The organism is Saccharomonospora iraqiensis subsp. iraqiensis (assembly GCF_000430445.1).
GTDB classification, from domain to species: Bacteria; Actinomycetota; Actinomycetes; order Mycobacteriales; family Pseudonocardiaceae; genus Saccharomonospora; species Saccharomonospora iraqiensis.
The window spans coordinates 34,182-60,611 of record NZ_KE387110.1 but is presented as its reverse complement, the minus strand read 5'-3'; the positions used below and the strand labels follow the sequence as shown (position 1 = coordinate 60,611).

26 protein-coding genes are annotated in these 26,430 nt (G+C 70.5%); 14 read left to right on the top strand and 12 right to left on the bottom strand.

Features of this window, described 5'->3' with window-relative positions:
• On the top strand, positions 1 to 2,281 hold a 2,281-nt coding region (otsB, locus tag ACTIR_RS23775; RefSeq protein WP_065388598.1), incomplete at its 5' end, for a trehalose-phosphatase.
• Positions 2,282 to 2,410: 129 nt separating this feature from the next.
• Here the strand turns inward: otsB and ACTIR_RS0116165 are convergent.
• From ACTIR_RS0116165 to ACTIR_RS0116155, 3 genes are all read right to left on the bottom strand, one after another.
• The gene (locus ACTIR_RS0116165) at positions 2,411 to 3,199 is read right to left on the bottom strand and encodes a hypothetical protein (protein WP_324607102.1); all 789 of its coding nucleotides are present in this window, start codon (positions 3,197 to 3,199) and stop codon (positions 2,411 to 2,413) included.
• A gap of 366 nt (positions 3,200 to 3,565) precedes the next feature.
• Positions 3,566 to 4,918, bottom strand: coding sequence for a DNA repair protein RadA (gene radA, locus ACTIR_RS0116160; RefSeq protein ID WP_007023091.1), 1,353 nt, complete (start codon positions 4,916 to 4,918; stop codon positions 3,566 to 3,568).
• Between the two features lie 166 nt (positions 4,919 to 5,084).
• A complete protein-coding gene (locus tag ACTIR_RS0116155; protein ID WP_026455065.1) occupies positions 5,085 to 5,732 on the bottom strand; it encodes a copper chaperone PCu(A)C in 648 nt (215 codons plus the stop codon).
• Positions 5,733 to 5,967: 235 nt separating this feature from the next.
• On the opposite strand from ACTIR_RS0116155, the gene ACTIR_RS0116150 reads away from it, so the two are divergent.
• The 7 genes from ACTIR_RS0116150 to ACTIR_RS0116120 all read left to right on the top strand — a co-directional run bounded on the left by ACTIR_RS0116150 (position 5,968) and on the right by ACTIR_RS0116120 (position 11,291).
• The gene (locus ACTIR_RS0116150; protein ID WP_007023093.1) at positions 5,968 to 6,459 is read left to right on the top strand and encodes a CarD family transcriptional regulator; all 492 of its coding nucleotides are present in this window, start codon (positions 5,968 to 5,970) and stop codon (positions 6,457 to 6,459) included.
• Between the two features lie 71 nt (positions 6,460 to 6,530).
• Complete coding sequence (locus ACTIR_RS0116145; protein WP_026455064.1) at positions 6,531 to 7,142, top strand: IspD/TarI family cytidylyltransferase; 612 nt, start codon at positions 6,531 to 6,533, stop codon at positions 7,140 to 7,142.
• Positions 7,139 to 7,618 (top strand): 2-C-methyl-D-erythritol 2,4-cyclodiphosphate synthase, encoded by a 480-nt coding sequence (gene ispF, locus ACTIR_RS0116140; RefSeq protein ID WP_026455063.1) that lies wholly within the window; start codon positions 7,139 to 7,141, stop codon positions 7,616 to 7,618. The genes ACTIR_RS0116145 and ispF overlap by 4 nt, the downstream gene beginning before the upstream one ends.
• Positions 7,615 to 8,301, top strand: a complete 687-nt coding sequence (locus ACTIR_RS0116135; RefSeq protein ID WP_026455062.1) for an HAD family hydrolase — start codon at positions 7,615 to 7,617, stop codon at positions 8,299 to 8,301. Before ispF ends, ACTIR_RS0116135 begins: the two co-directional genes overlap by 4 nt.
• 18 nt (positions 8,302 to 8,319) lie before the next feature.
• Complete coding sequence (cysS, locus tag ACTIR_RS0116130; RefSeq protein WP_026455061.1) at positions 8,320 to 9,699, top strand: cysteine--tRNA ligase; 1,380 nt, start codon at positions 8,320 to 8,322, stop codon at positions 9,697 to 9,699.
• A 3-nt stretch (positions 9,700 to 9,702) separates the two neighbouring features.
• The gene (gene rlmB / locus ACTIR_RS0116125) at positions 9,703 to 10,671 is read left to right on the top strand and encodes a 23S rRNA (guanosine(2251)-2'-O)-methyltransferase RlmB (protein WP_026455060.1); all 969 of its coding nucleotides are present in this window, start codon (positions 9,703 to 9,705) and stop codon (positions 10,669 to 10,671) included.
• 20 nt (positions 10,672 to 10,691) lie between these two features.
• Positions 10,692 to 11,291, top strand: coding sequence for a DJ-1/PfpI family protein (locus tag ACTIR_RS0116120; protein ID WP_026455059.1), 600 nt, complete (start codon positions 10,692 to 10,694; stop codon positions 11,289 to 11,291).
• Positions 11,292 to 11,617: 326 nt separating this feature from the next.
• On the opposite strand, the gene ACTIR_RS0116115 is transcribed toward ACTIR_RS0116120, so the two are convergent.
• A complete protein-coding gene (locus ACTIR_RS0116115; protein ID WP_233345925.1) occupies positions 11,618 to 12,391 on the bottom strand; it encodes an NYN domain-containing protein in 774 nt (257 codons plus the stop codon).
• 301 nt (positions 12,392 to 12,692) lie between these two features.
• Between ACTIR_RS0116115 and ACTIR_RS0116110 the strand changes: the two genes are divergently transcribed.
• The 4 genes from ACTIR_RS0116110 to ACTIR_RS0116100 all read left to right on the top strand — a co-directional run bounded on the left by ACTIR_RS0116110 (position 12,693) and on the right by ACTIR_RS0116100 (position 17,876).
• Positions 12,693 to 14,129: an MBOAT family O-acyltransferase gene (locus ACTIR_RS0116110; protein ID WP_026455057.1), complete on the top strand. Its 1,437-nt coding sequence runs from the start codon at positions 12,693 to 12,695 to the stop codon at positions 14,127 to 14,129.
• A gap of 162 nt (positions 14,130 to 14,291) precedes the next feature.
• On the top strand, positions 14,292 to 15,611 hold the full coding sequence (locus ACTIR_RS0116105; protein ID WP_026455056.1) for an AAA family ATPase: 1,320 nt from the start codon (positions 14,292 to 14,294) through the stop codon (positions 15,609 to 15,611).
• Complete coding sequence (locus ACTIR_RS25535) at positions 15,608 to 16,222, top strand: RloB family protein (RefSeq protein ID WP_084789565.1); 615 nt, start codon at positions 15,608 to 15,610, stop codon at positions 16,220 to 16,222. The genes ACTIR_RS0116105 and ACTIR_RS25535 overlap by 4 nt, the downstream gene beginning before the upstream one ends.
• 307 nt (positions 16,223 to 16,529) lie before the next feature.
• A complete protein-coding gene (locus ACTIR_RS0116100; RefSeq protein WP_026455055.1) occupies positions 16,530 to 17,876 on the top strand; it encodes a DUF2252 domain-containing protein in 1,347 nt (448 codons plus the stop codon).
• A gap of 77 nt (positions 17,877 to 17,953) precedes the next feature.
• Here ACTIR_RS0116100 and ACTIR_RS0116095 read toward each other — a convergent pair whose 3' ends face one another.
• The 5 genes from ACTIR_RS0116095 to ACTIR_RS0116075 form a co-directional block, all read right to left on the bottom strand.
• A complete protein-coding gene (locus tag ACTIR_RS0116095) occupies positions 17,954 to 18,544 on the bottom strand; it encodes an LppA family lipoprotein (protein WP_084789563.1) in 591 nt (196 codons plus the stop codon).
• Positions 18,545 to 18,861: 317 nt separating this feature from the next.
• Positions 18,862 to 19,344, bottom strand: a complete 483-nt coding sequence (locus ACTIR_RS0116090) for a hypothetical protein (RefSeq protein WP_084789561.1) — start codon at positions 19,342 to 19,344, stop codon at positions 18,862 to 18,864.
• A gap of 97 nt (positions 19,345 to 19,441) precedes the next feature.
• Entirely contained in the window at positions 19,442 to 20,140 is a 699-nt protein-coding gene (locus ACTIR_RS0116085; RefSeq protein WP_026455052.1) for a hypothetical protein, read from the bottom strand.
• Positions 20,141 to 20,196: 56 nt separating this feature from the next.
• Positions 20,197 to 20,865, bottom strand: coding sequence for a class II aldolase/adducin family protein (locus ACTIR_RS0116080; protein WP_411431335.1), 669 nt, complete (start codon positions 20,863 to 20,865; stop codon positions 20,197 to 20,199).
• Positions 20,843 to 21,811: a DivIVA domain-containing protein gene (locus tag ACTIR_RS0116075; protein WP_034240467.1), complete on the bottom strand. Its 969-nt coding sequence runs from the start codon at positions 21,809 to 21,811 to the stop codon at positions 20,843 to 20,845. The genes ACTIR_RS0116080 and ACTIR_RS0116075 overlap by 23 nt, the downstream gene beginning before the upstream one ends.
• Positions 21,812 to 21,941: 130 nt before the next feature.
• Between ACTIR_RS0116075 and ACTIR_RS0116070 the strand changes: the two genes are divergently transcribed.
• Both ACTIR_RS0116070 and ACTIR_RS0116065 read left to right on the top strand, forming a co-directional pair.
• On the top strand, positions 21,942 to 23,171 hold the full coding sequence (locus tag ACTIR_RS0116070) for a DUF445 domain-containing protein (RefSeq protein ID WP_026455049.1): 1,230 nt from the start codon (positions 21,942 to 21,944) through the stop codon (positions 23,169 to 23,171).
• 145 nt (positions 23,172 to 23,316) lie between these two features.
• Positions 23,317 to 23,697 carry a CPCC family cysteine-rich protein gene (locus tag ACTIR_RS0116065; protein ID WP_026455048.1) on the top strand — a complete coding sequence of 127 codons (381 nt, stop codon included), beginning with the start codon at positions 23,317 to 23,319 and terminating at the stop codon, positions 23,695 to 23,697.
• Between the two features lie 95 nt (positions 23,698 to 23,792).
• Here ACTIR_RS0116065 and ACTIR_RS0116060 read toward each other — a convergent pair whose 3' ends face one another.
• From ACTIR_RS0116060 to ACTIR_RS23770, 3 genes are all read right to left on the bottom strand, one after another.
• The gene (locus ACTIR_RS0116060; RefSeq protein ID WP_026455047.1) at positions 23,793 to 24,731 is read right to left on the bottom strand and encodes a metal ABC transporter permease; all 939 of its coding nucleotides are present in this window, start codon (positions 24,729 to 24,731) and stop codon (positions 23,793 to 23,795) included.
• 105 nt (positions 24,732 to 24,836) lie between these two features.
• On the bottom strand, positions 24,837 to 25,622 hold the full coding sequence (locus ACTIR_RS0116055; protein ID WP_026455046.1) for a metal ABC transporter ATP-binding protein: 786 nt from the start codon (positions 25,620 to 25,622) through the stop codon (positions 24,837 to 24,839).
• Positions 25,623 to 25,742: 120 nt separating this feature from the next.
• Positions 25,743 to 26,430, bottom strand: a 688-nt coding sequence (locus ACTIR_RS23770) for a metal ABC transporter solute-binding protein, Zn/Mn family (RefSeq protein WP_161629648.1), incomplete at its 5' end; no start/stop codon positions are given.

Here is a 26,430-nt window from a genome sequence, read left to right as displayed (position 1 = left end):
GTTCCCCCTCGTCGGCAGCCACGGCTCCGAGTTCGACATCGGTTTCGTGCACGCGCTGGACCCCGAGGCGCGCGAGCTCCACCGCGCCGTCCAGGCCGAGGTGGAGCGGATCACCGACGGCGTCTCCGGGGTGGCCCTGGAGGCCAAACCGGCGGGGGTGGCCGTGCACGTCCGCCGCGCCGACCGTGACGCGGCACGCCGGGTCCTGGACGCCGTCCACGCGGGACCCTCCACCTGGGACGGGGTGACGACCACCGACGGCAAGGAGGTCGTCGAGCTGTCGGTCGTGCGCACCGACAAGGGGCAGGCCCTGGACACCCTGCGCCACCAGGCGGGCGCCACCGCCGCGGTGTTCCTCGGCGACGACGTCACCGACGAGAAGGCGTTCGCCCGACTGACCGGACCCGACCTCGGGGTGAAGGTCGGCGACGGGGAGACGCTGGCCCAGTACCGCATCGACGACACCACCGACGTCGCCACCGTGCTCGCGTTCCTGCTGGAGGAACGGCGCAACTGGCTCTACGGCAAACAGGCCCCGCCCATCGAACGGCTGTCGATGCTGGCCAGTGAGCGGTCGGTGGCGCTGCTGACGCCGGACGCGAAGCTCACGTGGCTGTGCCACCCCGGCCCGGACGCGCCCGCCGTGTTCGCCGACCTGCTCGGCGGCGAGGGCGCGGGGCACTTCTCGGTGAAGCCGCACCGCAACGGTCTGCCGCTGGGGCAACGCTACCTGCCGAACACGATGACCGTGGAGACCCGCTGGTCGCGGCTGCTGGTCACGGACTACCTGGAGCCGGAGAGCCCACCGCACCGCACCGATCTGGTGCGGGTGATCAGTGGGGAGACGACGGCGTCGGTGGTGTTCGCGCCGCGGCCGGAGTTCGGCGGTGTGCCGGTGCGGCTGCTGCGGGAGGAGGACGGACTACGGGTGCTCGGCACGTCCGAGCCGTTCGTGCTGCGCTCGCCGGGCGTGCAGTGGGAGATCACCAACGACGGGCTGAACGACACCGCGACAGCCCTCGTCGAGCTGGAGCCGGACCGGCCCGCGGTGCTGGAGCTGCGGTGCGGCACCACCGACCTCGGCCCGCACGACCTGCCCGAGGTCGACCGCCGGGCGCGGGCGGGCCGGTACTGGAGCGAGTGGGCCACGACGTTGAAGCTCCCGCAGGTCGCACCCGACCTCGTCGCCCGGTCGGCGCTGACCCTGCGCGGACTCGCCGACGCCGACACCGGCGGCGTGATGGCCGCGGCCACCAGCTCCCTGCCCGAGGAGATCGGCGGGGTGCGCAACTGGGACTACCGCTACTGCTGGATCCGCGACGGCGCGATGACCGTGCGCGAGCTGGTCACCCTCGGCTCCCTGGAGGAGGCCGAGGGGTTCCTGCGCTGGCTGCACGGGGTGCTGTCCACGCTGGCCGGTCCGGAACGGCTGCACCCGCTGTACACGCTGGCCGGGACGCAGATCGGTGCCGAGGCGGTGATCGACTCGCTGCCCGGCTACAAGGGGTCGCGCCCGGTGCGGGTCGGCAACCTCGCCAACCACCAGGTGCAGCTCGACGTGTTCGGGCCCGTGGTGGAGCTGGTGATGACCCTGGCGGAGGCGCGCGGCGAGCTGCGTGACGAGGACTGGCAGATGGTGCGGGCGATGGCGGAGGCCGTCACCCGCCGCTGGTCGGAGCCCGACCACGGCATCTGGGAGGAGCGCCACGTGCCGCGGCACCGGGTGTACTCCCGGGTGATGTGCTGGGTGACGATCGACCGCGCGATCAAGCTCGCCGAGATCTACGGCCGTCCGGTGCCCACGGGCTGGCCGGAACTGCGCGACGAGATCGCCGCCGACGTGCTCGAGAACGGCTGGAACCCGACCGTCCGCGCCTACACCACCGCCTACGACGGCACCGACCTCGACGCCGCGTCGCTGTTCGTCGGCCTGTCCGGGCTGCTGGACCCGCAGGACGAGCGGTTCCAGTCGACCGTGACGGCGATCGAGGCGGAGCTGCGCAGCGGGTCGACGGTGTACCGCTACCACCGCGACGACGGCCTGCCCGGTGAGGAGAGCGGCTTCCACCTGTGCGCGGCGTGGATGATCGAGGCGTACCTGCTCAGCGGCCGCCGCACCGAGGCGCAGGAACTGTTCGAGCAGATGATGGACGCGGCGGGCCCCACCGGTCTCCTGCCGGAGCAGTACGACCCGGTCGCCGAACGCTCCCTCGGCAACCACCCCCAGGCCTACTCCCACATCGGCCTCATCCGCTGCGCCCGCCTCCTCTCGGAGACGTGACCGGGGCTGTGCCGTGAAGGGCACTTTCCCTGCGCTGAGTGCAGGGAAAGTGCCCCTCGCTGCCGCACGTGCAGGGAATGTGCCCCTCACGACCAACAGGTGAGCGGGCCGTGTCCGGATGATCCGCGCTCAGTCGCGGAGGTGGACCCGGGGACGGGGACGGGCGGCGGCCACTCGGTACGCCGCCTCCACTTCACCGAGTACTGCCGCTGTGTCCTCGATCAGACGCGAAGGCAACGTCTGCACGACGGCGACGCCGGCCTGTGCGTAGCGACTGTTCCGAGCGACCGTCTTCGCGTGATCGCCACGCGCGTAGTGGAACTCCATCGAGTCGATCTCCCAGGCCAGGCCGACATCGTCCCACCAGGCATCCGGGCGGGCCAGATAGGTGCCGTCCTCGGTGTGCAGAACCGGGTTCCAATGTGTCGGCGGTACAGCGAGCCGGGAGGCGGCTCGGCGGCCGTGTAGCTCGGCGACCGAACGGAGGTTGTCGATCTCGCCGAGCACCCGGCGGGGGATCGCTGTTCCACGTTGTGAGCCTCGATCGAGCTCCGCACGGAGAGCCCGCGTAGTGCAGCCGCCATGCTGCACCGACTCGATCAGAAGTTTGGCGATCGGCTCCGACGCCCGTACGCGACGTGCGGCGTCGAGAACCGCCCGGGCAACCGGGGCCAAGGGAACACGCCCCCGCACGAGCGCTCTCGGCATTCGACGGGTGCGCTCTATGGTGACGAAGCCACTGCTCACGATGCGGTCGTCGTGGGGGATCAGCAGATGTAGCCGCTCGCCGTCCGAACGGTCGACCCGCAGACCGTGCCGCCGACACGCCTCCGCACCCGTCAGAACGGCGTCGGGCCCGGCATAGAGCAATGCGGCCGCGATCATCTGTTCTCGGGTCGGTGTTGAATTCTGCAGCATGACGACTCCGGGGAGGAGCCACGTCCAGGGCCCTCCGGGAAGGCATCGTCGATACACGAACGAGCTCCCCATCCCCTCGGCCTCGAGCTCAGCAACCCGCAATACCCGGTGTCGACTGCGCTGCGACAACATCTCGATCAAGTCATTCCGACGCCCTCTTCGCACCCCTTCACCGTCGGTCGCGGCAGCCGGTCACGTCACCCCGACCACCCTCCGCCTGTGGACAACTACCCCACTGTGGACAACCCGAGGTCGGCGCGAGGGGCACTTTCCCTGCGTCTCATGCAGCGAATGTGCCCCTCACGGCACCACGTGCGGGGAATGTGCCCCTCACGGCACCACACCGGTGCCCCACCCGGGGGGAGGTCAGAGGGTGTTGAGGGCTTCGGCGAGGTTGGTGACTTCGCGGGTCTTGATGCCGTCCGGGAGGGGGCCCGCGTCCGGGGGGACGAAAGCGTGGGTGAAGCCGAGGCGCGCCGCCTCGGCCAGACGGCGGCCGACGCCGGTCACCCGGCGGATCTCCCCCGCCAGGCCGACCTCGCCGATCGCCACCAGCCGTGGGGACAACGCCCGGTCGCTCATCGCCGACCACACCGCCAGCGCCACGGCGAGGTCCACCGCCGGCTCGGTCACCTTCATCCCGCCGACGGTGGCGGTGTAGACGTCCTTCCCCCCGAGCGGGTGGCCGGTGCGCTTCTCCAACACCGCCAGCACCATGCTCACCCGGGACGAGTCGAGCCCGCTGACGGCACGCCGGGGCTGCGGCAGGGCGGAGTCGGCCACCAGGGCCTGCACCTCCCCCAGCAGGGGGCGTTTGCCCTCGACGGTGACGGTGACGGCCGTGCCCGGGACGGCCTCGGCGTGCCGGTTCAGGAAGAGCCCGGACGGGTCGGCGACGCCGACGATGCCCTCGTCGTGCAGTTCGAAGCAGCCGATCTCGTCGGCGGCGCCGAACCGGTTCTTCACCCCGCGCACCATGCGCAGCGTCGAGTGCTTGTCCCCCTCGAACTGGAGCACGACGTCCACCAGATGCTCCAGCACCCGCGGCCCGGCGACCGAGCCCTCCTTGGTCACGTGCCCGACGAGCACCACCGGCAGGCCCCGCTCCTTGGCCAGCGCCACCAGCGCGGACGCCACGGCCCGTACCTGCGTCACCCCGCCGGGTGCGCCCTCGGCCTGCGGGGACGACATCGTCTGCACCGAGTCCACGATCAGCAACCCGGGCTTGACGTCGTCGACGTGGCCGAACACCGCGGAGAGGTCGCTCTCGGCCGCGAGGTACATCCGCTCGGCGACGTTGCCGGTGCGCTCGGCGCGCAGCCGCACCTGGCCGGCCGACTCCTCCCCCGTCACGTACAGCGCGCTGGTGCCGCTGTGCGTGGCCCACTGGTGGGTGACCTCCAGCAGGAGCGTCGACTTGCCGACGCCGGGCTCCCCGGCGAGCAGCGTCACCGCACCGGGGACGAAGCCGCCGCCGAGCACCCGGTCCAGCTCGGCCACCCCGGTGGGACGGGCGCGGGAGGTCTCGACGTCGACCTCGGAGATCGGCTTCGCGGGCGAGCTCGGCGCGCCGGCCGCGACCTGAGCCACCGGCGACTTCGTCGGGGCGGAGCGCTCCTCGATCGTGCCCCAGGCGTGACACTCCGGGCAGCGGCCCACCCACTTCGCGACCTCGAGGCCGCACTCCGCACAGCGGTAGCTCGTACCCTTCCTGACCACACCCGGACGCTAACGCCCCCCACCGACGATCCCGGAGGCACCTCACCCGCGCACGGCCTCCGTGACGCCGTGCGGGGCACTTTCCCTGCCTCTCACGCAGCGAAAGTGCCCCGCACGGCACTCAACGCAGGGAAGGTGCCCTTCACGGCAACGCCGCGGTGGGGGCTCAGTGGCCGCCTTCGGCCGCCGGGGAGGGGGAGACGTCGAAGGTGGGGGTGTCCGGGATGACGGCGGGCATGTCGAAGGTGACCCGGCCCGCCTCGCGGAAGGTGAGCGTCATGGTCACCGTCTGGCTCGGGCGCACGTCCCGGTTGAGGCCCTGCAGGGTCATGTCCGCCCGCGTCTGGATCTCCACCTCGGGCCGCGCCGCCTCGGCCGCCTGCTGCTCCTGGGCACCCTGCGCGATCACGAGTGTGCCCTGGGCGGGCACCTCGCGCGAACCGTTCAGCACGACGTTGGCGGCCGCGTCGGTGCTCGCCGACACCAACGTGTCGTCCTGCAACTCGGACTCGTTCACCAGGTACATGGCCACGCCCGGGCTCGTGCCCGCACGGTAGATCGGGGCGTCACCCTCGGGGTAGGCGAGCTCGGCCTTCCGGATGGCGATGTCGCCGACCTCGGCGCGGGTTCCGTTGATCGTCGCGACCTGGGAGTCCGTCTGCGTGATCTGGCCCGCCGCGCAACCGGAGACGAGCAGTGCGGCACCGACAGCGACCACGGCCGCGGACACCATGCGACGTTTCACTTCTCCGAGTCCCTTCTCCCTGGGGCTACCTTTCCGGGAGAGTATCCGCAGCGCGACCATGCGCGTCATCGGGTGCCCCGGACGTGTGGCACACCTTGCACCGTGCCGGTCGCCCCGGTCCGGAGTGGACCTCGCCGGGCGCGCCCGACCCCCGCGGCCCACCTGCGTGAGTATGCGGATCACGTGTTTGTCAACCCCTCGACCGGTCGGCTCAGGCCACTGACCTGCGAGGACGAGGCCGGGTGCCTGGTTCGACCGCGAAACCGCGTGCTAGGATGGGGACAGCGAAAGGGGCAGAGGACACATGGTTTTCAAGGTCGGAGAGACCGTCGTCTACCCGCACCACGGTGCCGCACTCATCGAAGCAATCGAGACCCGCGTGATCAAGGGCGAGGAGAAACAGTACCTCGTCCTGAAAGTCGCGCAAGGTGATCTCACGGTTCGCGTCCCCGCCGACAATGCCGAGGTCGTCGGCGTACGTGACGTGGTCAACCAGGACGGCTTGAACCACGTCTTCGATGTGTTGCGGACACCACACACCGACGAACCGACGAACTGGTCTCGGCGGTACAAGGCCAACGTGGAGAAACTCGCCTCGGGCGACGTGAACAAGGTGGCCGAAGTGGTGCGCGACCTGTGGCGGCGCGAGAAGGACCGTGGGTTGTCCGCGGGAGAGAAGCGCATGTTGGCCAAGGCGCGGCAGATCCTGGTCAGTGAGCTCGCCCTCGCCGAGGGCACCGACGAAGGCAAGGCCGAGGTGCTGCTGGACGAGGTGCTCGACACCACGGTGGTCTGACGGCTCTGAACGTCTTCGCACTGATCCCCCTCGGAGCGGGGGACGTCCCGGGCTCGGGCGCACTCGCCGAGGTGTGTGACACATCACTGCTGACGCACTGCGTGCGGGCGCTGTCCCGGTCGGGGCATGTCGACCGGATCGTGGTGGCCGGCCCGCCCGACACCGCGGCCGGATACCGCGGGGCAGGGAGCGCCGAGCGTGCGGCGTCCGCGGCCGCCGTGGGCGCCGACCACTGTCCGGTGGAGTTCGTCGCGGGTCAGGACGACCGTGCCGGCTCGCTGCGGTCCGCGTGGGACGCCGTCGCGCCCGGGCCGGGAGACGTCGTCCTGCTGCACGACGCCGAGTACCCGTGTACGCCGCCGGAGACGGTCCGCGCGGTCGTGGAGGCCCTGCGCGCCGGGGCCCGGGCGGTGGTGCCGGTGGAGGACGTCACCGACACGGTGAAGCGTACCGACCCCGACGACCTGCTGCTGGGCACCCGGGACCGGGACGGTCTGCGCCGGACGCTGGCACCGTGGGGGTTCACCGCCGGGGTGCTCGCCGACGCCGACCTCGCCGACCCCCTGACCACCTGCGGCGCCGCCGTCCACACGGTGCCGGGACACCCCCACGGGATGCGGGTGCGCACGGCCTTCGACCGCGCCGTGCTGGAGGCGCTGCTGGAGGCGGAGGGAGAACCATGAGGATCGGCCAGGGCGTCGACGTCCACCCCGTCGAGGTGGGCCGGGAGTGCTGGATCGCCGGGCTGCACTGGCCGGGTGTGGACGGCTGCACGGGTCACTCGGACGGTGACGTGGCCGCGCACGCGTTGTGTGACGCGCTGTTGTCGGCGGCCGGGCTGGGGGATCTCGGTTCGGTGTTCGGCACGGGCGACGACCGCTGGGCCGGCGCGCACGGCACCGAGCTCGTGGCGGAGGTGCGCGGCCGGATCGAGACGGCGGGCCACCGCCTGGGCAACGCCGTCGTGCAGGTGATCGGCAACGCTCCGCGGATCGGCCCCCGTCGTGCGGAGGCCGAGCAGACACTCGGCACGGCGGCGGGCGGACCGGTGGCCGTGTCCGCGACGACCAGCGACGGCCTCGGCCTCACCGGGCGCGGTGAGGGCCTCGCGGCCGTGGCGAGCGCGCTGCTGCTGCCGCGGGACGGGGGGCCGCGGTGAGCGTCGACGCGGTGCTGTTCGACTTCTCCGGCACCCTGTTCCGCCTGGAGCACGACCCCGACTGGCTGACCGACCTCACCGACCACGACGGCGACCCGCTCGACGTCGAGGCGCAGACCGAGCTGCTGCGGAGGATGACCGCGCCGGTGACGTTGACCGTCGACCTCGACGACGAGCACCGGCACGCGTGGGAGCACCGCGACCTGGACCCGGCGCTGCACCGGAAGGTGTACCTGGAGGTGCTGCGGCAGTCCGGTGTCCCGGGGGTGGAACAGGCGAAGGCGCTGTACCGCAGGCTCGTCGACCCGTCCGAGTGGACGCCCTACCCCGACGCGGGCCCGGCGCTCGGGGCGCTGACCGGACGCGGGGTGTCGGTGGGGGTGCTGAGCAACATCGCGTTCGACATCCGGCCGGCCTTCGCCGCGCACGGGTTGGACACCCATGTCGACGAGTTCGTCCTCTCCTACGAGGTGGGCGCGATCAAACCCGACCCGGCCGTCTTCCGCCTCCTGCTGGACCGGCTCGACGCGGCCCCCGAACGGACCCTCATGGTGGGCGACAGCGCGGAGGCCGACGGCGGCGCCCGCCGTCTGGGCTGCGCGTTCGCGCAGGTGGAACCGCTCCCGACGGCGGAGCGGACGGACGGATTGCTGGCCGCCCTGCGCGAACACGCCGTGCTTTGACCCGTACCATCTGACGACGTGGCCCTTCGACTGTTCGACACCGCGACCAGGCAGGTGCGCGAGTTCACGCCCGCGCGGACCGGCACGGCGACCATGTACGTCTGTGGGGCCACCGTGCAGGGCGTCCCGCACATCGGGCACGTCCGGGGCGCGCTGAACTACGACGTGCTGCGCCGCTGGCTCGTCCACAAGGGAATGGACGTGCTGCTGGTCCGCAACGTCACCGACATCGACGACAAGATCATCGCCAAGGCCGCCGACGCGGGCAGGCCCTGGTGGGAGTGGGCGGCCACCCACGAACGGGCGTTCGAGGAGGCCTTCGACGCGCTGGGCTGCCTGCCTCCCTCCGCGACCCCGCGCGCGACCGGGCACATCACCCAGATGATCGAGCTGATCCAGCGGCTGCTGGACCGCGGACACGCCTACGCCGAGGGCGGCGACGTCTACTTCTCGGTGGGCTCGTTCGACGACTACGGCGTGCTGTCCAACCAGCGCCCGGACGAGGTGCAGCAGGGCGAGTCGCAGACCGGCACCAAGCGCGACCCGCGGGACTTCACCCTGTGGAAGGGCAGCAAGCCGGGTGAACCGTCCTGGCCGACGCCGTGGGGCGACGGGCGGCCGGGCTGGCACCTGGAGTGCTCGGCGATGGCCACGACCTACCTCGGCTCGGAGTTCGACATCCACGGCGGCGGGGTGGACCTGGTCTTCCCGCACCACGAGAACGAACGGGCGCAGTCGCACGCCGCGGGCGACGGCTTCGCGCGGTACTGGCTGCACAACGCCTGGGTGACGCTGTCCGGCGAGAAGATGTCCAAGTCGCTGGGCAACATCGTCTCGATCCCGCAGATGCTGCGCAGACACCGCCCGGTGGAGCTGCGCTTCTACCTGATCCAGCCGCACTACCGCTCCACCATCGAGTACTCGGACGAGGCCCTGTCCGAGTCGGCGCACGGCTACCGGCGGATCGAGCAGTTCCTGCGCCGGGTGGCCGGGCAGGCCGGCGAGGTGCCGATCGGCGCGGTCCCGGCCGAGTTCGGCGACGCGCTCGACGACGACCTCGGCACGCCACAGGCGTTCGCGGCCCTGCACAACACCGTGCGGGACGGCAACGCCGCGCTCGACGCGGGCGACGACGCCAAGGCGGCGGAGCTGGCCGCCACGGTGCGGGCGATGGTCGACGTGCTCGGCGTCGACCCGCTGTCCGAGCGGTGGGCCGAGCACACCGGCGCGGAGGCGGACGCGCTGGGCAGACTGGTCGAGGCGATGCTGGCCGACCGCACGCGGGCCCGCGCCGACCGCGACTTCGCGAGGGCGGACGCCATCCGCGACCGACTGACCGAGGCGGGCATCGCGGTGGAGGACACCCCCAATGGTCCCCAGTGGACAGTGAGAGACTGAATCATGGCAGGCAATTCCCGCCGCCGCGGTGCGGTGCGCAAGGAAAGCACGAAGAAGGGGCCGGTCGTCGGCTCCGGCGGTAAGCGGCGCAAGGCGTTGGAGGGCAAGGGCCCGACCCCGAAGGCCAAGGAGCGCACCGGACATCCGGCGCAGCGCAAGGCAGCCGCGGCGGCCGCGAAGGCGGAGAAGCAGCGGGCGGCCGCGAAGCGGGCCGAGGAGACCCCGGAGATCATCGCCGGGCGGAATCCCGTGGTGGAGTCGCTGCGCGCCCGCGTCCCGGCGACCGCGCTCTACGTCGCGCTGAACATCGACAGCGACGACCGGGTGCGCGAGGCGGTGCGCACGGCGGCCGACCACGGCATCTCGATCCTGGAGGTGCCCCGCGACGAGCTGGACCGCAAGACCGGCGGCGCGGTGCACCAGGGCCTGGGCCTGCAGGTGCCGCCGTTCGACTACACCGACGCGGACGACCTGCTCACCATCGCCCGCAACTCCGGGGACGCCCCGCTGCTGGTGGCGCTCGACGGGGTGACCGACCCGCGGAACCTGGGCGCGGTGGTGCGCTCGGCGGCGGCATTCGGCGCGCACGGCGTGCTGTTGCCGCGCAGGCGCAGCGCGAGCATGACGGCGGTCGCCTGGCGCACCAGCGCCGGCGCGGCGGCCCGGATGCCGATCGGGGTCGCCCCGAATTTGACCCGCCAGCTCAAGTCGTGGGCGGACGAGGGGCTGATGGTCGCCGGGCTGGACGCGGACGGCTCGACCGACATCGACGGCCTCGACCTGGCCACCGAACCGCTGGTGGTCGTGGTCGGCTCCGAGGGGCGGGGCCTGTCCCGACTGGTGCGCGACACGTGCGACGTCACGGTGTCGATCCCGATGGCGACCGGGGTGGAGTCGTTGAACGCCTCGGTGGCGGGGGCGGTGCTGCTGTCCGAGGTGGCCCGCAGGCGCCGCGCGGCGGGCCGCACCTGACGAGCCGGGCAGCGCAGAGCATGACCGACGCACCACGGACGCTCGGGATCGTGCTCTTCGACGGGCTGGCCGAGCTGGACGCGGTCGGCCCGTGGGAGGTGCTGGCGCACTGGACCCGGGCGTTCCCGGAGGACGGCTGGTCCGTGGTGTCGTTGAGCCCGGACGGCGACGTGGTGCACGGCGCGAAGGGCCTCGACCTGCACGCCGGGTACTCGTTCGCCGACGCGCCCGCGCTGGACGCGTTGCTCTACCCGGGCGGGCCAGGCACCCGCGCGCATGTCCGGGACGAGGTGTGGATCGACTGGGTCCGCGCCCAGCGGGCTTCGGTGCCGCTGCTGACCAGCGTGTGCACCGGCTCGCTGGTCTACGCGGCCGCGGGCGTACTGCGCGACCGCCCCGCGACGACCCACCACGCGTCACTGGACCTGCTGGGCGAGCTGGACGACACGATCGATGTCCGGCGCGCGGAGCGGTTCGTGGACGACGGGGACGTCGTCACCTCGGCCGGGGTGTCCGCCGGGATCGACATGGCGCTGCACCTGGTGGCCCGCCTGGGCGGGCCGGAACACGCCCGCGCCGTGCGCCACGCGATCCAGTACGACCCGGAACCGCCGGTGTAGCTCTGTTGCCAGGGGGGACGGCGACTGACCGAGGACTTTCCATACGGGTCGTAGCGTCGGTTCCTTCTGGCAGACGACTGGGGCATCGCCGGTCAGCCATCCCCCGACACGTAGCGGAACCATTCCGCTACGAGCGTCGGGCGCTCCGCCCAACATACGCGAACACGTGTTAGACCAGGACACGGGGAAGGAGGCGCGCGCCCTCACTGACACGGCCGATCGTCGACGTCAGGCGCGCCTCATCGGCCACGAGAAAAAGACCCGGCCCCGCAGTAGCTGCGAGAACCGGGTGGTATGGATTCATCATACATGTAGGCCGTGTGCTGTCACCAGCCGTCTGGTTTGCGGCACGACTCGACCGGATCGGGGAGCTGGTGATTGTAGAAGTCGTGAGGGCGCAGTCTGCGCCACCAGTGCCGCCCGGCTCCAGAGTGAGGATCACCGCGTAGGTCGACGGCCGTGGGGTGCGTACTCGGGTTGATCGTGGCAACCGGCACATGTTCGCGAGCATGCCGGAGCGGGAAGTGCAGGTCCGAGTCATTCGACAGCACCATAGCCGCGTCGACGTGTCCTGAGAGCACATCGATGAGCAGGTGACTGGCGACGTTGACGTCGGAGCCCTTCTCTTCGAACGTGCTCACGGTGACCAGCAGCTCCTTTTGACCTTCCGGCCCGGTGATCTCCTCAGCGGGCAGCCACGGGGGCAACTGGGTCGCACCGGGAGATGCGACGCGGCGCCCTTGACGGCGGCTGCGGGGCTTCTCGACCACGACACCGGTCTTGGTGCGTGGAGCGTACTTGCCGTTGACTACTTCCAACTCCGGGATGTGGCTTTTCAGGGCCTCGACGTACGCCTGCTGATCCTGTCGTGAGGTCGTATCCCCCTCGCGGTCCCGTGGCGCTGTGCAGTAGATCAGTCGCTCCAGGACAGCGCCGGGCCACACGTGCGGGTTGATCAGCGACATCGCCAAGGCCGCGAGGTCAAGCCAGCGCCATCCTGCGGTGCCTCGGCCGCAATGCGAGCGGGCGCCGTAGTACACGTTGAACGCGTCTACGTAGACTCCCACTCTCATCGGCTCTCCCTCCTGTTCCTCGGCCACACCGGCACCGTAGCGATCAAGCCATTCGTCAACTGTTGATGGGTGGATATCGGAGGCGACGAATTCGAACGGGTCAGCCCGACGACCCAGATCTGCCTGTCGACACCGTCGGGCGAATCGGGCTCGAACGCGTACGGGTCAACGCCTCGTCGGCTACCGGCAACGCGTGACAGTGGATCGACTCGTAGGCTCCGCACCGCTGGAACGACATGGCCCGCGCGCCACGGTCCCCGGTATCGCACTCCGGCGGGGGATCGCCTCCGCTAGGGTCACGGTGCCGGATCGTGAGCAGGGGGCCGCGTTGTCGTTCGTGTCGCCACTTTTCCTGTGGTTCTTCATGCCCGCGGTGCTGGTCGCACTGCTGGTGCTGCCACGGGGTTGGCGCAACGGCATCGTCGCGGTCGGCAGCCTGCTCTTCTACGCGACCGGCGCGGGCGCGTTCACCCTGCTCCTGCTGACCTGCATGGTCGTGAACTTCGTGGTCGGCCGGATGCTGGAGCCCGACCCGTGGAATCCTCGGGACACCGTCCGGCGACGGCGGTTGCTGTTCGGCGTGGTCGCGTTCGACCTGGCGATCCTGTTCGTGTGGAAGTACGCCGGATTCGCCACCGAACAGATCGCGCATTTCGCCGGACTGTTCGGCGGGAGCGTTCCCGTGGTGGAACTGGCGCTGCCGATCGGGATTTCGTTCTTCACGTTCCACCACATCTCGTACGTGGTCGACATCTACCGGGGGGAACGCCCCGCGCTGCGCGAACCGGTGGCGTTCGGCACCTACATCTCGATGTTCCCGCAGCTCGCGGCCGGGCCGATCGTGCGCTACCACGAGATCGCCGACCAGCTGCCGCAGCAGCGCTCGCACCGGCTGGACGACATCGCCGCGGGATTCCCCCGGTTCGCGCTGGGCCTGTGCAAGAAGGCCGTGATCGCCGATTCGCTGGCGCCCGTGGTGGACGCCTGCTTCTCCACCCCCGGCGACGACATGACGTTCGCGATCGCCTGGACCGGCGCGCTCGCCTTCACCCTGCAGCTGTTCTTCGACTTCTCCGGCTATTCGGACATGGCGATCGGGCTGGGGCGGATGCTGGGCTTCCGGCTGCCGGAGAACTTCGCGCGGCCCTACTCCTCGGTGACCATCACCGAGTTCTGGCGGCGCTGGCACATGTCGCTGTCCCGCTGGTTCCGCGACTACGTCTACATCCCGCTGGGCGGCAGCCGCGACGGCGCGGCGCGTACCTACCGCAACCTGTGGATCGTGTTCCTGCTGACCGGCTTCTGGCACGGTGCGGCCTGGACCTACGTGGTGTGGGGTGTGTACCACGGGGTCCTGCTGGTGATCGAACGCGCGACCGGACGGGACTCCTCCCCCGGCACGCCGCGCGGACGGATCGCGCGGCGCGTGCTCACCGCCGTGCTGGTGATCGTCGGGTGGGTGTTCTTCCGCGCCCCCGACCTCGGGGCCGCGTTCACCATGCTCGGCCACATGCTGGTGCCGGACACCGGCGGCCTCACCGACCTCGTCGAGACCGCGCTGACCAACCAGCGCCTGGTCATCCTGCTCGCCGCGCTCGCGGTGTTCGCCCTCCCGGCGCGGCCGGTCACCGGCCCGACGCTGGAGGCTGCCCGCACCCGCACGGCCACCGTGCTGCGCGTCGGCGTGATGACCGTCGGCGTCACCTACGCCGCGATCCTCGTCGCGGGCGGCACCTTCAGCCCGTTCCTGTACTACCAGTTCTGACTGGTGGCCCCCGCTGCACGATGCTGACGGGCCCGCCCCGTCCACACCGTTCACCTGACCGGGTTTCGATGGCGTACACGATGCTGCTTCAGCCTGTTCTGCGTTGAACTTCGACCCGGAACGCGATTAGATTGCCTCGCACCTGCTCACGAGGAGGCTCCCATGCTGCTCCGGTTCAGCACGTCGAACCACGGTCCGTTCCGGGACACGGTCGAACTGTCCCTGGTCTCGGGTGCGGCGAGCGGCGTGACGGCCTCGGAGGACGACTGGACGACGGCCACCACGCGTGTCGCCGGTATCTACGGGGCCAATGCCTCCGGTAAGTCTTCCGTCCTCGACGCCATGAAACTGTTCCGGAGCGCTGTGCGGTTCTCCGCAACCCGATGGGGGGAACGGAAGGACTTCCCGTTCCGACCGTTCCGCCTCGACCGGCGCACGATCGAAAGCCCGTCCTCCTACGAGGTCGACTTCGTCGCGTCCGGAACGCGCTACAACTACGGCTTCGAATCGGATGCGGACGGGATACGGGAGGAATGGCTGCTGTCCTATCCATTCAAGCGCCCCCGTACACTCTTCCACCGATCCGGTTCGGGTGAGGAGTCGACTTTCCAGTTCAGTCGACATCTGCGCGGACCGAACTCGACCATCGCCAAGCTGGTTCGTGAGAACTCCCTCTACCTCTCGACGGCGGCGAACAACAATCACCCGGTGTTGACCCCGCTCGCGAGGGAGCTCGTCGGGAGTTTCGTCCATGCCGAGTTCGACGAGAGTGACCGTCTCTCCCGGCTCAACTGGACCAAGAACGCCATCGAGAACCCGGATATCCTCCGGGAGGCGGAGGTCCTGCTCGCGATGGCCGACACCGGGATCACCGGCCTTGAACTGAGCCGATCCGACATGGACGGGGAACTACGGTCGAAGATCGAACGTCTTTTCGAGATTCTTCACGACGACCGGCCCGCCACTGATCATCCCGAGGGGGTCCAGGCGATCGTCGACGACCTGCAGCGTGAAATTCGCTTCAAGCACACTTCGACCGACCCGGAGACGACGACACTCGGGATCAATGAGGAGAGTTCCGGGACCGTATCGTGGCTCACCATCGGCCTGCCCGCTCTCCAATGCATCAAGCACGGTAGGACCCTGGTCGTCGATGAACTCGACGCGAGCCTGCATCCCATGCTCTCCACCACGCTCATCGAGATGTTCAAGAATTCTGAGATCAACTCGACCGGCGCCCAACTCGTGTTCACCTCGCACGACACCTCATTCCTGGGGAAGTCGACCGTGGGGGCCCTGGAACGGGACGAGGTGTGGTTCACCGAAAAGAACGGGTCGGGCAATGCGGAACTCTACTCTCTCTACGAGTTCCGCGCGCGCGGCGACGACAACTTCGAACGTCGCTACCTGCAGGGCCGGTACGGCGCCGTGCCGCTGATCGACCTCGACCACATCCGCACACTGATGGGCGCCGCACGATGATGGCGAAAAGGCTGCGCGACAAGCACGACCTCCGCCGCACGAGGGGCACCCGTCGAGAGCGACCCCGGGTCCTCGTGGTCGCGGAAGGCGTGCGCACCGAGGTCGAGTACTTCCGAGGACTGGCGAACCACCTTCGAGCCAGTGCCGTGTCGGTCGTTGATGTGAAGGTGAGAGGCGTCGGCGGTAAGCCCGGCGATCTGCTCGATGCCGCGTGGGGCGAAACGGACGGCGGTAGGTCGATCGGTTCACCGGACGGATATGACGCCGCCTGGTGTGTCTTCGATGTGGACGAGCACGTCCGCATCCCGGAGATCGTCGCAACCGCACGGCGCGTCGGTATCCGTACCGCGATCAGCAATCCGTGCTTCGAAGTATGGCTTCTCTGGCACTTCCGCGAATACTCACGACACACGGACGGCAGGACTCTCAGGCGGGAACTCAGAAAGCACGGCTTCCACGGCGACTGCAAGTCCGTACCGGCGCGATTCGACTTCTCACTGGCAGAACGAGCCCACGAACGGGCACTTGCCGCCACACATCGTGATGTGCCGGGGAACCCGGGATCCGGCGTCGCCCTCCTCTACGCGGCACTGCGCGGCGACGTCGACTGACGCTCACGGAGCGCCTTGCTTTCACGACGCGCGCTCGTCGCCGCCACGCGGCTGGTGCCCACGGCAGTGATGACACAACTCATTCATGCCCGCCGCACGGGCCCGTGACGGCCCGTTGGGCCGGGTGGGTTCGGATCCGCCCCGGTGGCCGGCGGTGGATCCGGACGCGGCAGGGCTGTGTCCACCGGAGGTGGCGGTGATGCGGCGGGAGCATGGCGGTGCCCCGGTGGGCGTGTGAGACTGACGGTGAGGCGCCGTCCCGCGGGCGGCCACGGTCCCGGCCGGACGAGGATGCGAGGTCGCGGCGATGAGCGATCCGATGGTGCAGCTCCGAGAGCACAGCGACCAGCGGCGCGGTGAGATCGTCGAGGTGCTGGTCGAGGCGTTCGACGAGCTGATGCGGGCGAACCCGGCCGCGTTCCGCAAGAAGTTCCGCAAGATGGCCGCCGACCCGTTCAGCTTCTACCGGGGCTCGGCACCACTGTTCTACCGCGACATGGTCGCGCTCGACGACCCGTGGGCCGACGACCGCACCGGGCGGGTGTGGATCCAGGGCGACCTGCACGCGGAGAACTTCGGCACCTACATGGACTCCGGCGGGGTCCTCGTCTTCGACGTCAACGACTTCGACGAGGCCTTCCTCGGCAGCTTCACCTGGGATCTGCGCCGGCTGGTGGCCAGTGTCGCGCTGATCGCGTGGACGAAGGCGATCTCGGACGACGACATCGCCCACCTGATCGAGACCTACCTGCACGCCTACGTCGACCAGGTGCGGCACTTCGCCGAACACCCGGACGACGAGATGTTCCGGCTCCAGCTCGACAACACCGAGGGCCTGGTGCACGACGTGCTGCTGGACGCCCGGATGAGCACCCGGGTGGAGCTGCTCGACGCGGTGACCGTGGTCGAGGACTACGACCGGCGGTTCCGCCACGGCCCCGGAACCCAGGAGCTCGGTGCCGACGAGTACGCCACCGTGCGGGCGGCGTTCGACCGGTACCTGGGCACGATCCCGGAGAACAAGCGCTTCGGCAGCCTCACCTACGAGGTGAAGAGCATCGTCGGGCGCGCGGGTTTCGGCATCGGCTCGGCAGGGCTGCCCGCGTACAACGTGCTGGTGGAGGGGCGCACCCAGGCGCTGGAGAACGACGTCGTGCTGTCGATGAAGCAGGGCAACGTCGCCGCGCCGAGCCGGGTGGTCGACGACGCGCGGATCCACGACCACTTCCACCACCACGGGCACCGCACGGCGGTCTCCCAGCGGGCGTTGCAGGCCCACGCCGACCCGTGGCTCGGACACACCGAGATCGACGGGACCGGGTTCGTCGTCTCCGAGCTGTCCCCGTACGTGCGCGACCTCGACTGGTCGGACCTGACCGAACCCGCCGAGATGGCGCCCGTCCTGCGCTACCTGGGCATGGCGACGGCGAAGATGCACTGCGTCGCCGACGCCGACTCCGAACAGACGCTGGTGACCTTCCAGGCCGAGGACGCGATCGCCGCGGCGATCGGTACGGACCCCTCGGCGTTCGTCCGGGATCTCGTGGACTTCGGGATGCATTACGCCGTGCGGACCAGGGAGGACCACCGGCTGTTCGTCAACGCCTTCCGCAACGGCGAAATCCCGGGCGTACGCTCCGCCGACACCGGGTGAGAGCGGGTCGCCTATTCGGCCTCTGCGGGTACGCCGCGCCGGCGGGCCTGCTCCAGCAGGAAACATCCGGAACCGATCTACATCGCCGTGTTGTCCCCGGTTCCGAAGGAGAACTCGCCCCCATAGGAATCGAAGAGACTGATGCGATGGTTCTGCGGCTCGTCCTGGAAAACTTGCTTCCGCTCGAACCCATAACGTTGAGCGATCTGTGCAACACGATTGATCAATTTCGGCCAACGCCCTTCCGGAATAGGACCTTCAGAGACCCCACCGCTTATCTGCCGGGTTCCACCGTCCCTTCCGATGTCGGGGAAATCAAAGCCACAACCGGCGCCGTTCACCGGGGTACTACCCTTCGGCTGTCGCCACTCGGAAATCCCCGCGATGTCGACGGTGGCGTCCTGGACTTCCTTGATCATGCGTTTGTAGCGCTCGGTCATGTCTTCGTAGCTGGGCCGTTGCATCAGGGTGTCGAACTGGTCCTGCACCGTGCCCGCGTTCGGGTCGTCGTTGATGTCACCCTCCATCCCACATGCGGAAGCAAACACTACGGCCACCAGGCTCGATGCGACCACCACAGGCTTCACCAACCGGTGACGACCCCCCTGATGTCCGACGCGGAATTGCGGCCGACCCTGGCCTGCGGAGTCGCCGACGTCAATATCCATGCCCCACTCCCACCGTGGCCGTCGGTCACAGCATGCCGACGGGGCAAGCGAGGATACAACGCCCCAATTCGAAGTCAGGGGTTGTCACTCCCGGCGATAGTGACATTCACACGCACCGAAAGCGCGTGGTCCTACCCGTGGGGAACCGGTGTCGACGTGGTTGGGAGCAGCAGCGATTACGCGAGCCCGGCTCGGTCGACGGCCGAGGACGACCGGCGTCGCCCCCGCGACGTCAGAGCCCACGTGGTACTTCGCGGCCTCGCCGGTGTTCCGGGTCGAGGTCCCGGCGCCGTACCGGCCGTACGTCGAGGCCGGGCTCAGCGGCGACGCCGTGCCACGACGTCGTCCAGGACGAGTGAGGCGCCGATGCCGAGCATCCAGACGTCCTTGGCCAGGGACAGTCCCTCCTCGGTCGGGCGGATGCTGCCCTCCCGGCGCATGCCCGGCGTGCGCACGTACAGCCCGAGCAGGCCCGCCGAGAACGCGGCCAGGCCCGCTCCGGCGACGGCCGACGGGATGACCGGAACCAGCAGCGCCGTGCCGAGCACCATCTCCCCGGCCGAGAGCAGGCGCACGAAGGTGCGCGGCTCGACCTTCTTCAGCTGCGGATAGGTGCCCGCGGCGAATCCGTGCAGCTGGCCCGCCGTGTCCTCGTCGGCGCCGCGTTTGGTGTAGCCGGAGTTGAGGATGAACGCGCCGGTGGTGATCCGGGCGGGGAGGTGCGTGGCGTTCCACGACCGCGGGTTCAGCGGACCGCCGGTGTTGCGGCGCCCGCGTGGTTTACGACCCCTGTTCGTCACGGCTGGAGACCTCCTCACTCCCTGGTCCTGTCCACCGCCCGGATGCCCCGGTGCGCCGCGGCACAATCACGGTCCGTCCGTACCGTGCCCGTCCGGGTCAGCTCGGCTCCGTGTCGGGCAGGAACGCGAGCTGGTCGGGGTGGAAATCGTCGCGCCGGGGCGGGGGCAGCCAGGCCTCCGGCCGCACGCTCTTCTTCCGCCCCAGTTCCGCGAAGTCGAGCGGGGCGGTGAGGTCGGCGTCGTAGACGGAGGTGTCCTCGATCGGGACGAACGACAGGTTCGCCGGGTCGGTCCCGACGCCCACGGCCACGAGGTAGGCGTCGTCCAGTGCGGTGGAGAACGCGGCCCACCCGCCCGCGAAGTGCCACACCCGGGCGCGCACCTCGGCGCCCTCGATCTCCCACCACACGATCGGCCAGTCCGGGTAACGGCGGGCCTGCTGCTCGGCGTGCTCCACCAGCGACGGGATGAACCCCTCCGGGCGCGGGACCGTGGAGGTCGGCAGGGTCAGGTTGATGACCCCGAACGCCCCGCTGAAGGCGACCTCCACCAGCGGATCCTTGCCGTTCGGGCACATCACCGCTTCGTAGCGCTGCCGGGGCAGGGTGCCCACCCGCACCCCGCTGTCCGAGTCCGGTTCGCGGTGACCGAGCCACAGCGCCCACGGCGGCCTGCCGGGCAGCCCCTCGAAGAAGTCCACCCAACGCGCGCCCTCGAAGGTCGCGTCGAGTCCGTACACGTCGAAGTCGACGACCGACGAGGTCTTCTCGACGGTGTCCGAGTCGTCCGGGTCCACACCGTCGATGGTGCCCCGCCCGTGCCGCTCCGGCAGGACGTTCGCCCGGCCGGGTGTCAGCGTGCGCCGGGCTGTCCGTAGCCGCGCAGCCGGTCGACGACGTGCTCCACCTCGGCGGGCGGCAACACCCGGGGGGTGCCCGCCGAGCGGGCGACCAACCACAGCCGGCAGGCCCATTCCAGCTGCTGCGCCCGGTGGTAGGCGGCGTCGAGGCCGTCGCCGTAGGTCACCGTGCCGTGGTTGCCGAGCAGGCAGCCACGCCGGCCGTCCAGCGCGGCCAGCATCCGCTCGGCCAGTTCGGTGGTCCCGTAGGTGGCGTACGGCGCCACCCGCACGCTCGGGCCGAGGGTGGCGAGGATGTAGTGCACCGGGGGCACCTCGTCGACCAGGGTGGACACCGCCGTGGCGTGCACCGAATGGGTGTGCACCACGGCGGTGACCGGTGCCCCGTCCGGGTCCTCCGCCTCCCGGTACACCGCCAGGTGCATGGGCAGCTCACTCGTCGGCCGCAGCGAGCCGTCCACGACCGACCCGTCCAGCGCCACCACGGGGATGTCGTCGGGACGCAGCGACCCGTAGTCGACGCCGGTGGGGGTCACCGCGACGAACTCACCCGCGCGGGCGGAGACGTTGCCGGAGGTACCGACGACGAGGCCGTCGGCGACCATCCGCCGGGCGTGGTCGCAGACGGCCGTCCGTTGTTCATTCAGCAGCACGACCGCCATTCTCCCCGGCCTTCGTCGTGCCGGAGGACCCGGACTTCTTCGCCCCGGTGGAACCGGGCTTCGCGCGGGAGGTGCCGGAAGACTTCCCACCCTGGGCGGTGGACTTCTCGGCGGGATTCTCGGTGGCCTTCTCGGAGGTGGACTCCGCACCCGCGGTGGCGGGTTCCGCGGCGTCAGGATCGGGGCCGGACTCCCGGGCACCCTCGCGACGAATCTCCTCCGGTGTGGGGTCGGAGCCGAGCCGGTCGAGTGCGTCGGTCACCGCCTGCTGGCTCGCCGTCAACCGGTCGGCCACCAGCGCCCGCAGCTCGTAGGCCTCCCGGCGGCGTGCCTCGGCCTCGGCCAGCCTGCGCTCCGCGTCGGCGATCAACTCGTCGCACTTCTCGCGGGTGGTCCGCTCCAGCTCGGCCGCGGCCCGCTCCGCCTCGGCGCGCTTGTCGGCGAGCTCGGCGTCCGTGGCCTCCTGCTGCTCCCGGCGGCGCCGGTCGGCCTCCTCGTCCAGGCGGGTGCGTTCGGCCTCGGCCTCCTCCGCCCGCTTCTCGGCCGCCTCGTCCGCCTTCTTCCGGGTCTTCTCCGCGTAGGCGTCGGCGGCCTGGCGTGCGTCCGTGGCGTCCTGCTCGGCCTTGGCCCGTAGTTCGGCGATCTCCTCCTCGGCGAGCTGCATCATGGTCTTGACCCGTTCGGTCATCGCGGCGGGGCCCGCCGGATCGTCGACCATGCGGGACAGGGCCGTCTTCGTGTCCGCGAGTTCCTGCTGGGCGTAGCTCAGCGCCTTCGTCAGTTCCGCCACCGAGGCCGAGGCCTCGTCCCGGTGCCTGGTGGCCTCGGCCAGTTCGTCGGTGAGCCGCTGGACGTGCTCGTCCACCTGGCTCTGCTCGTAACCGCGGAAGGCGGTCGCGAACTGCGGGTTGGTCGCTTGCGTGGGGGATACCTGCGCGTCAGCCATCGGGCAACCATAATGATCCGGCGTGACGAATCCCATACCCGCCGCGCCGCCGGTCCGGCGAGCTGCCCGCGGGGCGCGGCGAAAGGCACGATGGGGTTTCGGTTCCCCCGAACGGTAAGGAGGTCGCGCGGTGGCGGCTGTCCTCGACGACCTCGCCGCGAACTGGCCGCTCTACGCCGCGATCCCCGTGGTCGCCGCGCTGATCGGCTACGTCACCAAACGGGTCGCCGTCGAGATGATGTTCCGCCCGCTGGAGTTCGTCGGGATCCCCGGAACCGTGCTCGGCTGGCAGGGCGTGGTGCCCGCGCACGGCGGCCGGATGGCGGCCAAGGCCGCCGAGCTGCTCACCACCAACCTGCTCAGCGTCTCCGACGTGTTCTCCCGCATCGACCCGGCCCGGTTGACGCGGGAGATGGAACAACCGCTGCTGCGGGCCGTCGACGACATCGCCCGGGACGTGCTGGCCGAGTACCACCCGAAGTTGTGGGAACGGCTCCCACCGATGGCGCGCGACCTGGTGGTCAAGCAGGTCCAGGCCTCCTCACCCCGGGTGGTCCGGCAGGTGATGGACGAGCTGCGCGACGACATCGACAACATCCTCGACATCAAGCACATGAGCGTGCAGCGCCTCACCCGGGACAAGGCCCTGCTGGTGCGGCTGATCCGGGAGACCTCGCGGCCGGAGATGGCCTTCATCGCCCGCTCCGGCATCTGGTTCGGCTTCGTCCTCGGCGTCGTGCAGTCGATCGTGTGGGCGGTGACGAAGAACCCGCTGGTCATGCCGATCTTCGGGGCCGCGATCGGTCTGTTCACCGACTGGCTCGCGATCAAGCTCGTGTTCGTGCCCCGCGATCCGGTGCGGCTGCCCGGCGGACTGCTGCTGCACGGCAAGTTCCAGCGCAGGCGCGCCGAGGTGGCCCGGCAGTACGGCGATCTCGTCGCCAACGAGCTGCTGACCGTGCCGAACCTGCTCGACGCCGTGCTGCGCGGGCCGCGCTCCGACCGCGTGGTCGCGCTGATCCGGCGCGAGGTCTCCGCGGCGGTCGACGAGCACGCCCGCAACGCCGGGCCGCTGGTCACGGCCACCGTCGGCCGCCGCAGGCTGGAGGAGATGAAGGACGCGGCCGCCACCCGGGCGGTCGAGACGCTGCCGGACACCCTCGCCCACGCCGAGGGGTACCTGGCGCGGGCGATGGACGTGGCCAACCTCGTCGAGAACCGGATGCTGCGGATGACGTCGGTCGAGTTCGAGGGCCTGCTGCGCCCCGCGGTCCGCCAGGACGAGTGGAAACTCGTGGTCGTCGGCGGGGTCATCGGGGGCATCGTCGGTGAACTCCAGGTACTGCTGATGCTGCACTAGAAGCCGACCGGGGAACGAAGGGGCCGCGGAGTGGTGCGGTCTCCGGTTACCGGGTCGGGGACCGGAAAAAGGCCACCTGTCGGTCGACGCGCTCCGGCCGGCGAAAGATCGACCCCTCGACGGTTCGAAAGTAAGGTCTGGTCCCGTGCGTGCGGAGAACGCCGAATACCCCTGTGTCTGCTGCGGTTACGTCGTGCACGCCGAAGCGCCGAACTCGCATCGGATATGCCACGTGTGCTTCTGGGAGGACGACGCGACCCAGCTCCGTTGGCCGACCTCGACGGGTGGAGCCAACAAGGCTTCGCTCGTCGAAGCTCAAGCCAACTACTCCGGGTTCGGGGCGAGCGAATACCGGTTCGTCTCCAAGGTCAGGAACGTTCGCCACGATGACTTCCGGCCGGCCGGATTCCGTTGCATCGACCTGCGCGTCGACGACTTCGAGCCGAACGGTGTGCAATGCGATGACTGGCCTCGGGACAGCACCCGTCTTTACTGGTGGAGGCAGGATTTCTGGAGAAAGGCATGACGTGTGGGCCCTCGACACCCCGGTTCGGTCGGCGTGAATGAGCCCGCGAACGGCCTACCGGCCCGGTGCGGCGTTCGCCGACGGGCACGGCTGGATCACACCGGCGGCCTCCCAGCCGCACGCACACCGGCGGCGCCCACCGCGGTCTGGTCGTCCGCACCGCTTGCCGCGCCGGTCCCGTCCGCCGACTCGAGCCCGCGGGTGGCCCGGCCCCGGACGGACGCGACGACCCGGCAGGTCAGGTAGATCGCGAACGAGATCGCGGTGACGAAGAAGCTGACCGGGGCGCCCGGCGCCAGCGACAGGACGATGCCGCCCAACGCGGCCGTCTCGGCGAACAGCACCGCGAGCACCGTCGCCCGCAGCGGACTGGCGGTCACCCGCGCGGCGGCCGCCGCCGGGGTCACCATCAGCGCCATCACCAGCAGCGCGCCGACGATCTGCACGCCGAGCGCGGTACCCACCCCGACGAGCACGGCGAACAGCGGGGCGAGCAGCCGTTCGGGCACCCCCCGTGCGGCCGCCACCACCGGGTCGACGCTGGCGAACCACAGCGGCCGGTAGATCAGGGCGAGCACGACCAGCACCACCGCCGAGGCGATCAGCAGCGCGGTGAGGTCGGTGGGTTCGACGGCGACGATCTGGCCGACGAGGATGCCGAATTTGTTCGCCGCGCGGCCCGGGTAGTACCACAGCAACAGCACCCCGAGGCCGAGTCCGAACGCGAGGACGACCCCGATCACCGAGTCCCGCTCGGACTCCCGGCCCCCCAGCAGGCCCAGCAGCAGCGCGGCGACGACGGCCCCGGCCAGCGCACCGTAGCTGACACCGATGCCCAGCAGCAGTGCCGCCGCGGCGCCGGTGAACGCCAGTTCGGCCGTCCCGTGCACGGCGAACGACATCCGCCGGGTCACGATGATCGGGCCCAGCACGCCCGCCACGACCCCGAGCACAGCCGCGGCGAGCAGGGCGGTCTGCACGAAGTCGAGGCCGAGCAGGCGCATCGTCAGGTCGAGATCGAACAGCTTGTCCATGGGCGGACCCTCAAACGACGGGCCGGGCGGGCCGGGCGGTGGGTGACGGTTGCGGAGGCGGGGCCGGGTTCGGGAGACGGAGCCGGGCTCGGGAGACACACCGCGTCACGAGTGGTGCACCTCGTCCTCGCACAGGCCGCTCTGCGCACCCGCGACGTGGATCTGGCCGCCGACCCGAAGCACCTCGACCCGCGACCGGTACAGCTCGGACAGGGTCTCCGAGGTCATCACCTCGTCCGGGGTGCCGACGCGGAACTGCCCGTCCACGAGGTACAGCACCTTGTCGACGTAGGGCAGCACCGGGTTGATCTCGTGCGTGACGAACAGGACGGCCGTGTCCGCCTCGCGCCGTCGACGGTCGATCAGCTCCGCGACCACCCGCTGCTGGGCCGGGTCGAGCGAGGCCAACGGCTCGTCGCACAACAACACGTCCGGGTGACCGATGAGCGCCTGGGCCACGCGGAGCCGCTGCTGTTCGCCGCCGGAGAGCGTGCCCACCGGGGCGTCCGCGTAGTGCCGGGCGCCCACCGACTCGATCGCCTCCGTGATCCGTCGGCGCCGCCGCCGCAGCCCGCGCAGGCCGAGGCCCCACCGGTGCCCGTCCAGGCCGAGCCCGACGAGGTCCCGGCCGCGCAGGGTGAGCCCCCGGTCCATCGCGCGCTGCTGCGGGACGTGCCCGACACGCTCGTTGCCCCGTCCGGGTGGTGAGCCCGCGACCAGGGCGCTGCCCGCGCTCAGCGGCTGCAGGCCGAGCAGCACCCGGAGCAGGCTCGTCTTGCCGGACCCGTTCGGCCCGAGCACCGCGACGAACTCACCGGGGGCGACGTCGAGGTCGAGACCCGACCACAGGGTGCGCGCACCGAAGCCCAGCGCCGCCTCCCGCAGTCGCACGACGGCGTCCCCCGCGGCGGGGCCGGTGCCGTGACCGGTGCCGTCGGCGACCGCCGTCGTGCCGGGGTCGCTGTCCGTCTCACTCACCGCCGCCTCCCACGTGTCTCGTCCCGGGCGTCCTCATCGCCCGAGTGCCCCGGACAGGGCCTCGATCTGCCCGCCCATCCAGGCAAGGTAATCGTTCTGACCCTGCGGCAACGTCTCGGTCGCGTCCACGACCGGGACTCCCGACTCCCGGGCCGCCTCGACGATCTTGCCGGTCGCCGCGCCCGCGGTCTGCGGATTGCGCACCAGGGCGGCGACCTCGGAGCCGGAGACCAGGTCGAGCATCCGCTGCTGCGCGGCCACCGGAACGTCGGTCTCGTTCTCGACGGCGGTGACGAACTCCCGGGGCGTGACGTCCTCGACCCCCGCATCGGCGAGGAGGTAGTGCGCCACCGGGGCGGTGGCCGCGACCCGCTTCCCGCCGTGTTCCTCGGCGATCCCGTCGACCCGCGCGGAGAGCTCGTCGATCCGGTCGGTGAACGCGGCCGCGTTCCGGCGGAAGGTGTCCCGCTGCTCCGGGGCCACCTCGCCGAGCCGCTCGGCGGTCCGTTCCGCGACGGCGGCGACGACCGGCAGGTCGTACCAGACGTGCTCGTTACCGGAACCGTGGTCGTGTCCGGCGTGTCCCCCGTCCGCCGCGCCGTCGGCCTCGGGAGAGCCGTCGGCGCCGTGGGCATCGCCGTCGCCGTCGGCTCCGTGCGCATCGCCGTCGCCGTCGTCTCCGTGGGCACCGTCGGCGTCGTCGGTGGTCCCGCCGCCGTCG

Bases quoted from the DNA above. Each gene is read 5' to 3' on its own strand.
- ACTIR_RS0116165 (WP_324607102.1), bottom strand. From the start codon at position 3,199: ATGCTGCAGAATTCAACACCGACCCGAGAACAGATGATCGCGGCCGCA.
- ACTIR_RS0116155 (WP_026455065.1), bottom strand. From the start codon at position 5,732: ATGACGCGCATGGTCGCGCTGCGGATACTCTCCCGGAAAGGTAGCCCC.
- ACTIR_RS0116150 (WP_007023093.1), top strand. From the start codon at position 5,968: ATGGTTTTCAAGGTCGGAGAGACCGTCGTCTACCCGCACCACGGTGCC.
- ispF (WP_026455063.1), top strand. From the start codon at position 7,139: ATGAGGATCGGCCAGGGCGTCGACGTCCACCCCGTCGAGGTGGGCCGG.
- rlmB (WP_026455060.1), top strand. From the start codon at position 9,703: ATGGCAGGCAATTCCCGCCGCCGCGGTGCGGTGCGCAAGGAAAGCACG.
- ACTIR_RS0116120 (WP_026455059.1), top strand. From the start codon at position 10,692: ATGACCGACGCACCACGGACGCTCGGGATCGTGCTCTTCGACGGGCTG.
- ACTIR_RS0116105 (WP_026455056.1), top strand. From the start codon at position 14,292: ATGCTGCTCCGGTTCAGCACGTCGAACCACGGTCCGTTCCGGGACACG.
- ACTIR_RS25535 (WP_084789565.1), top strand. From the start codon at position 15,608: ATGATGGCGAAAAGGCTGCGCGACAAGCACGACCTCCGCCGCACGAGG.
- ACTIR_RS0116100 (WP_026455055.1), top strand. From the start codon at position 16,530: ATGAGCGATCCGATGGTGCAGCTCCGAGAGCACAGCGACCAGCGGCGC.
- ACTIR_RS0116095 (WP_084789563.1), bottom strand. From the start codon at position 18,544: ATGGATATTGACGTCGGCGACTCCGCAGGCCAGGGTCGGCCGCAATTC.
- ACTIR_RS0116080 (WP_411431335.1), bottom strand. From the start codon at position 20,865: ATGGCGGTCGTGCTGCTGAATGAACAACGGACGGCCGTCTGCGACCAC.
- ACTIR_RS0116075 (WP_034240467.1), bottom strand. From the start codon at position 21,811: ATGGCTGACGCGCAGGTATCCCCCACGCAAGCGACCAACCCGCAGTTC.
- ACTIR_RS0116060 (WP_026455047.1), bottom strand. From the start codon at position 24,731: ATGGACAAGCTGTTCGATCTCGACCTGACGATGCGCCTGCTCGGCCTC.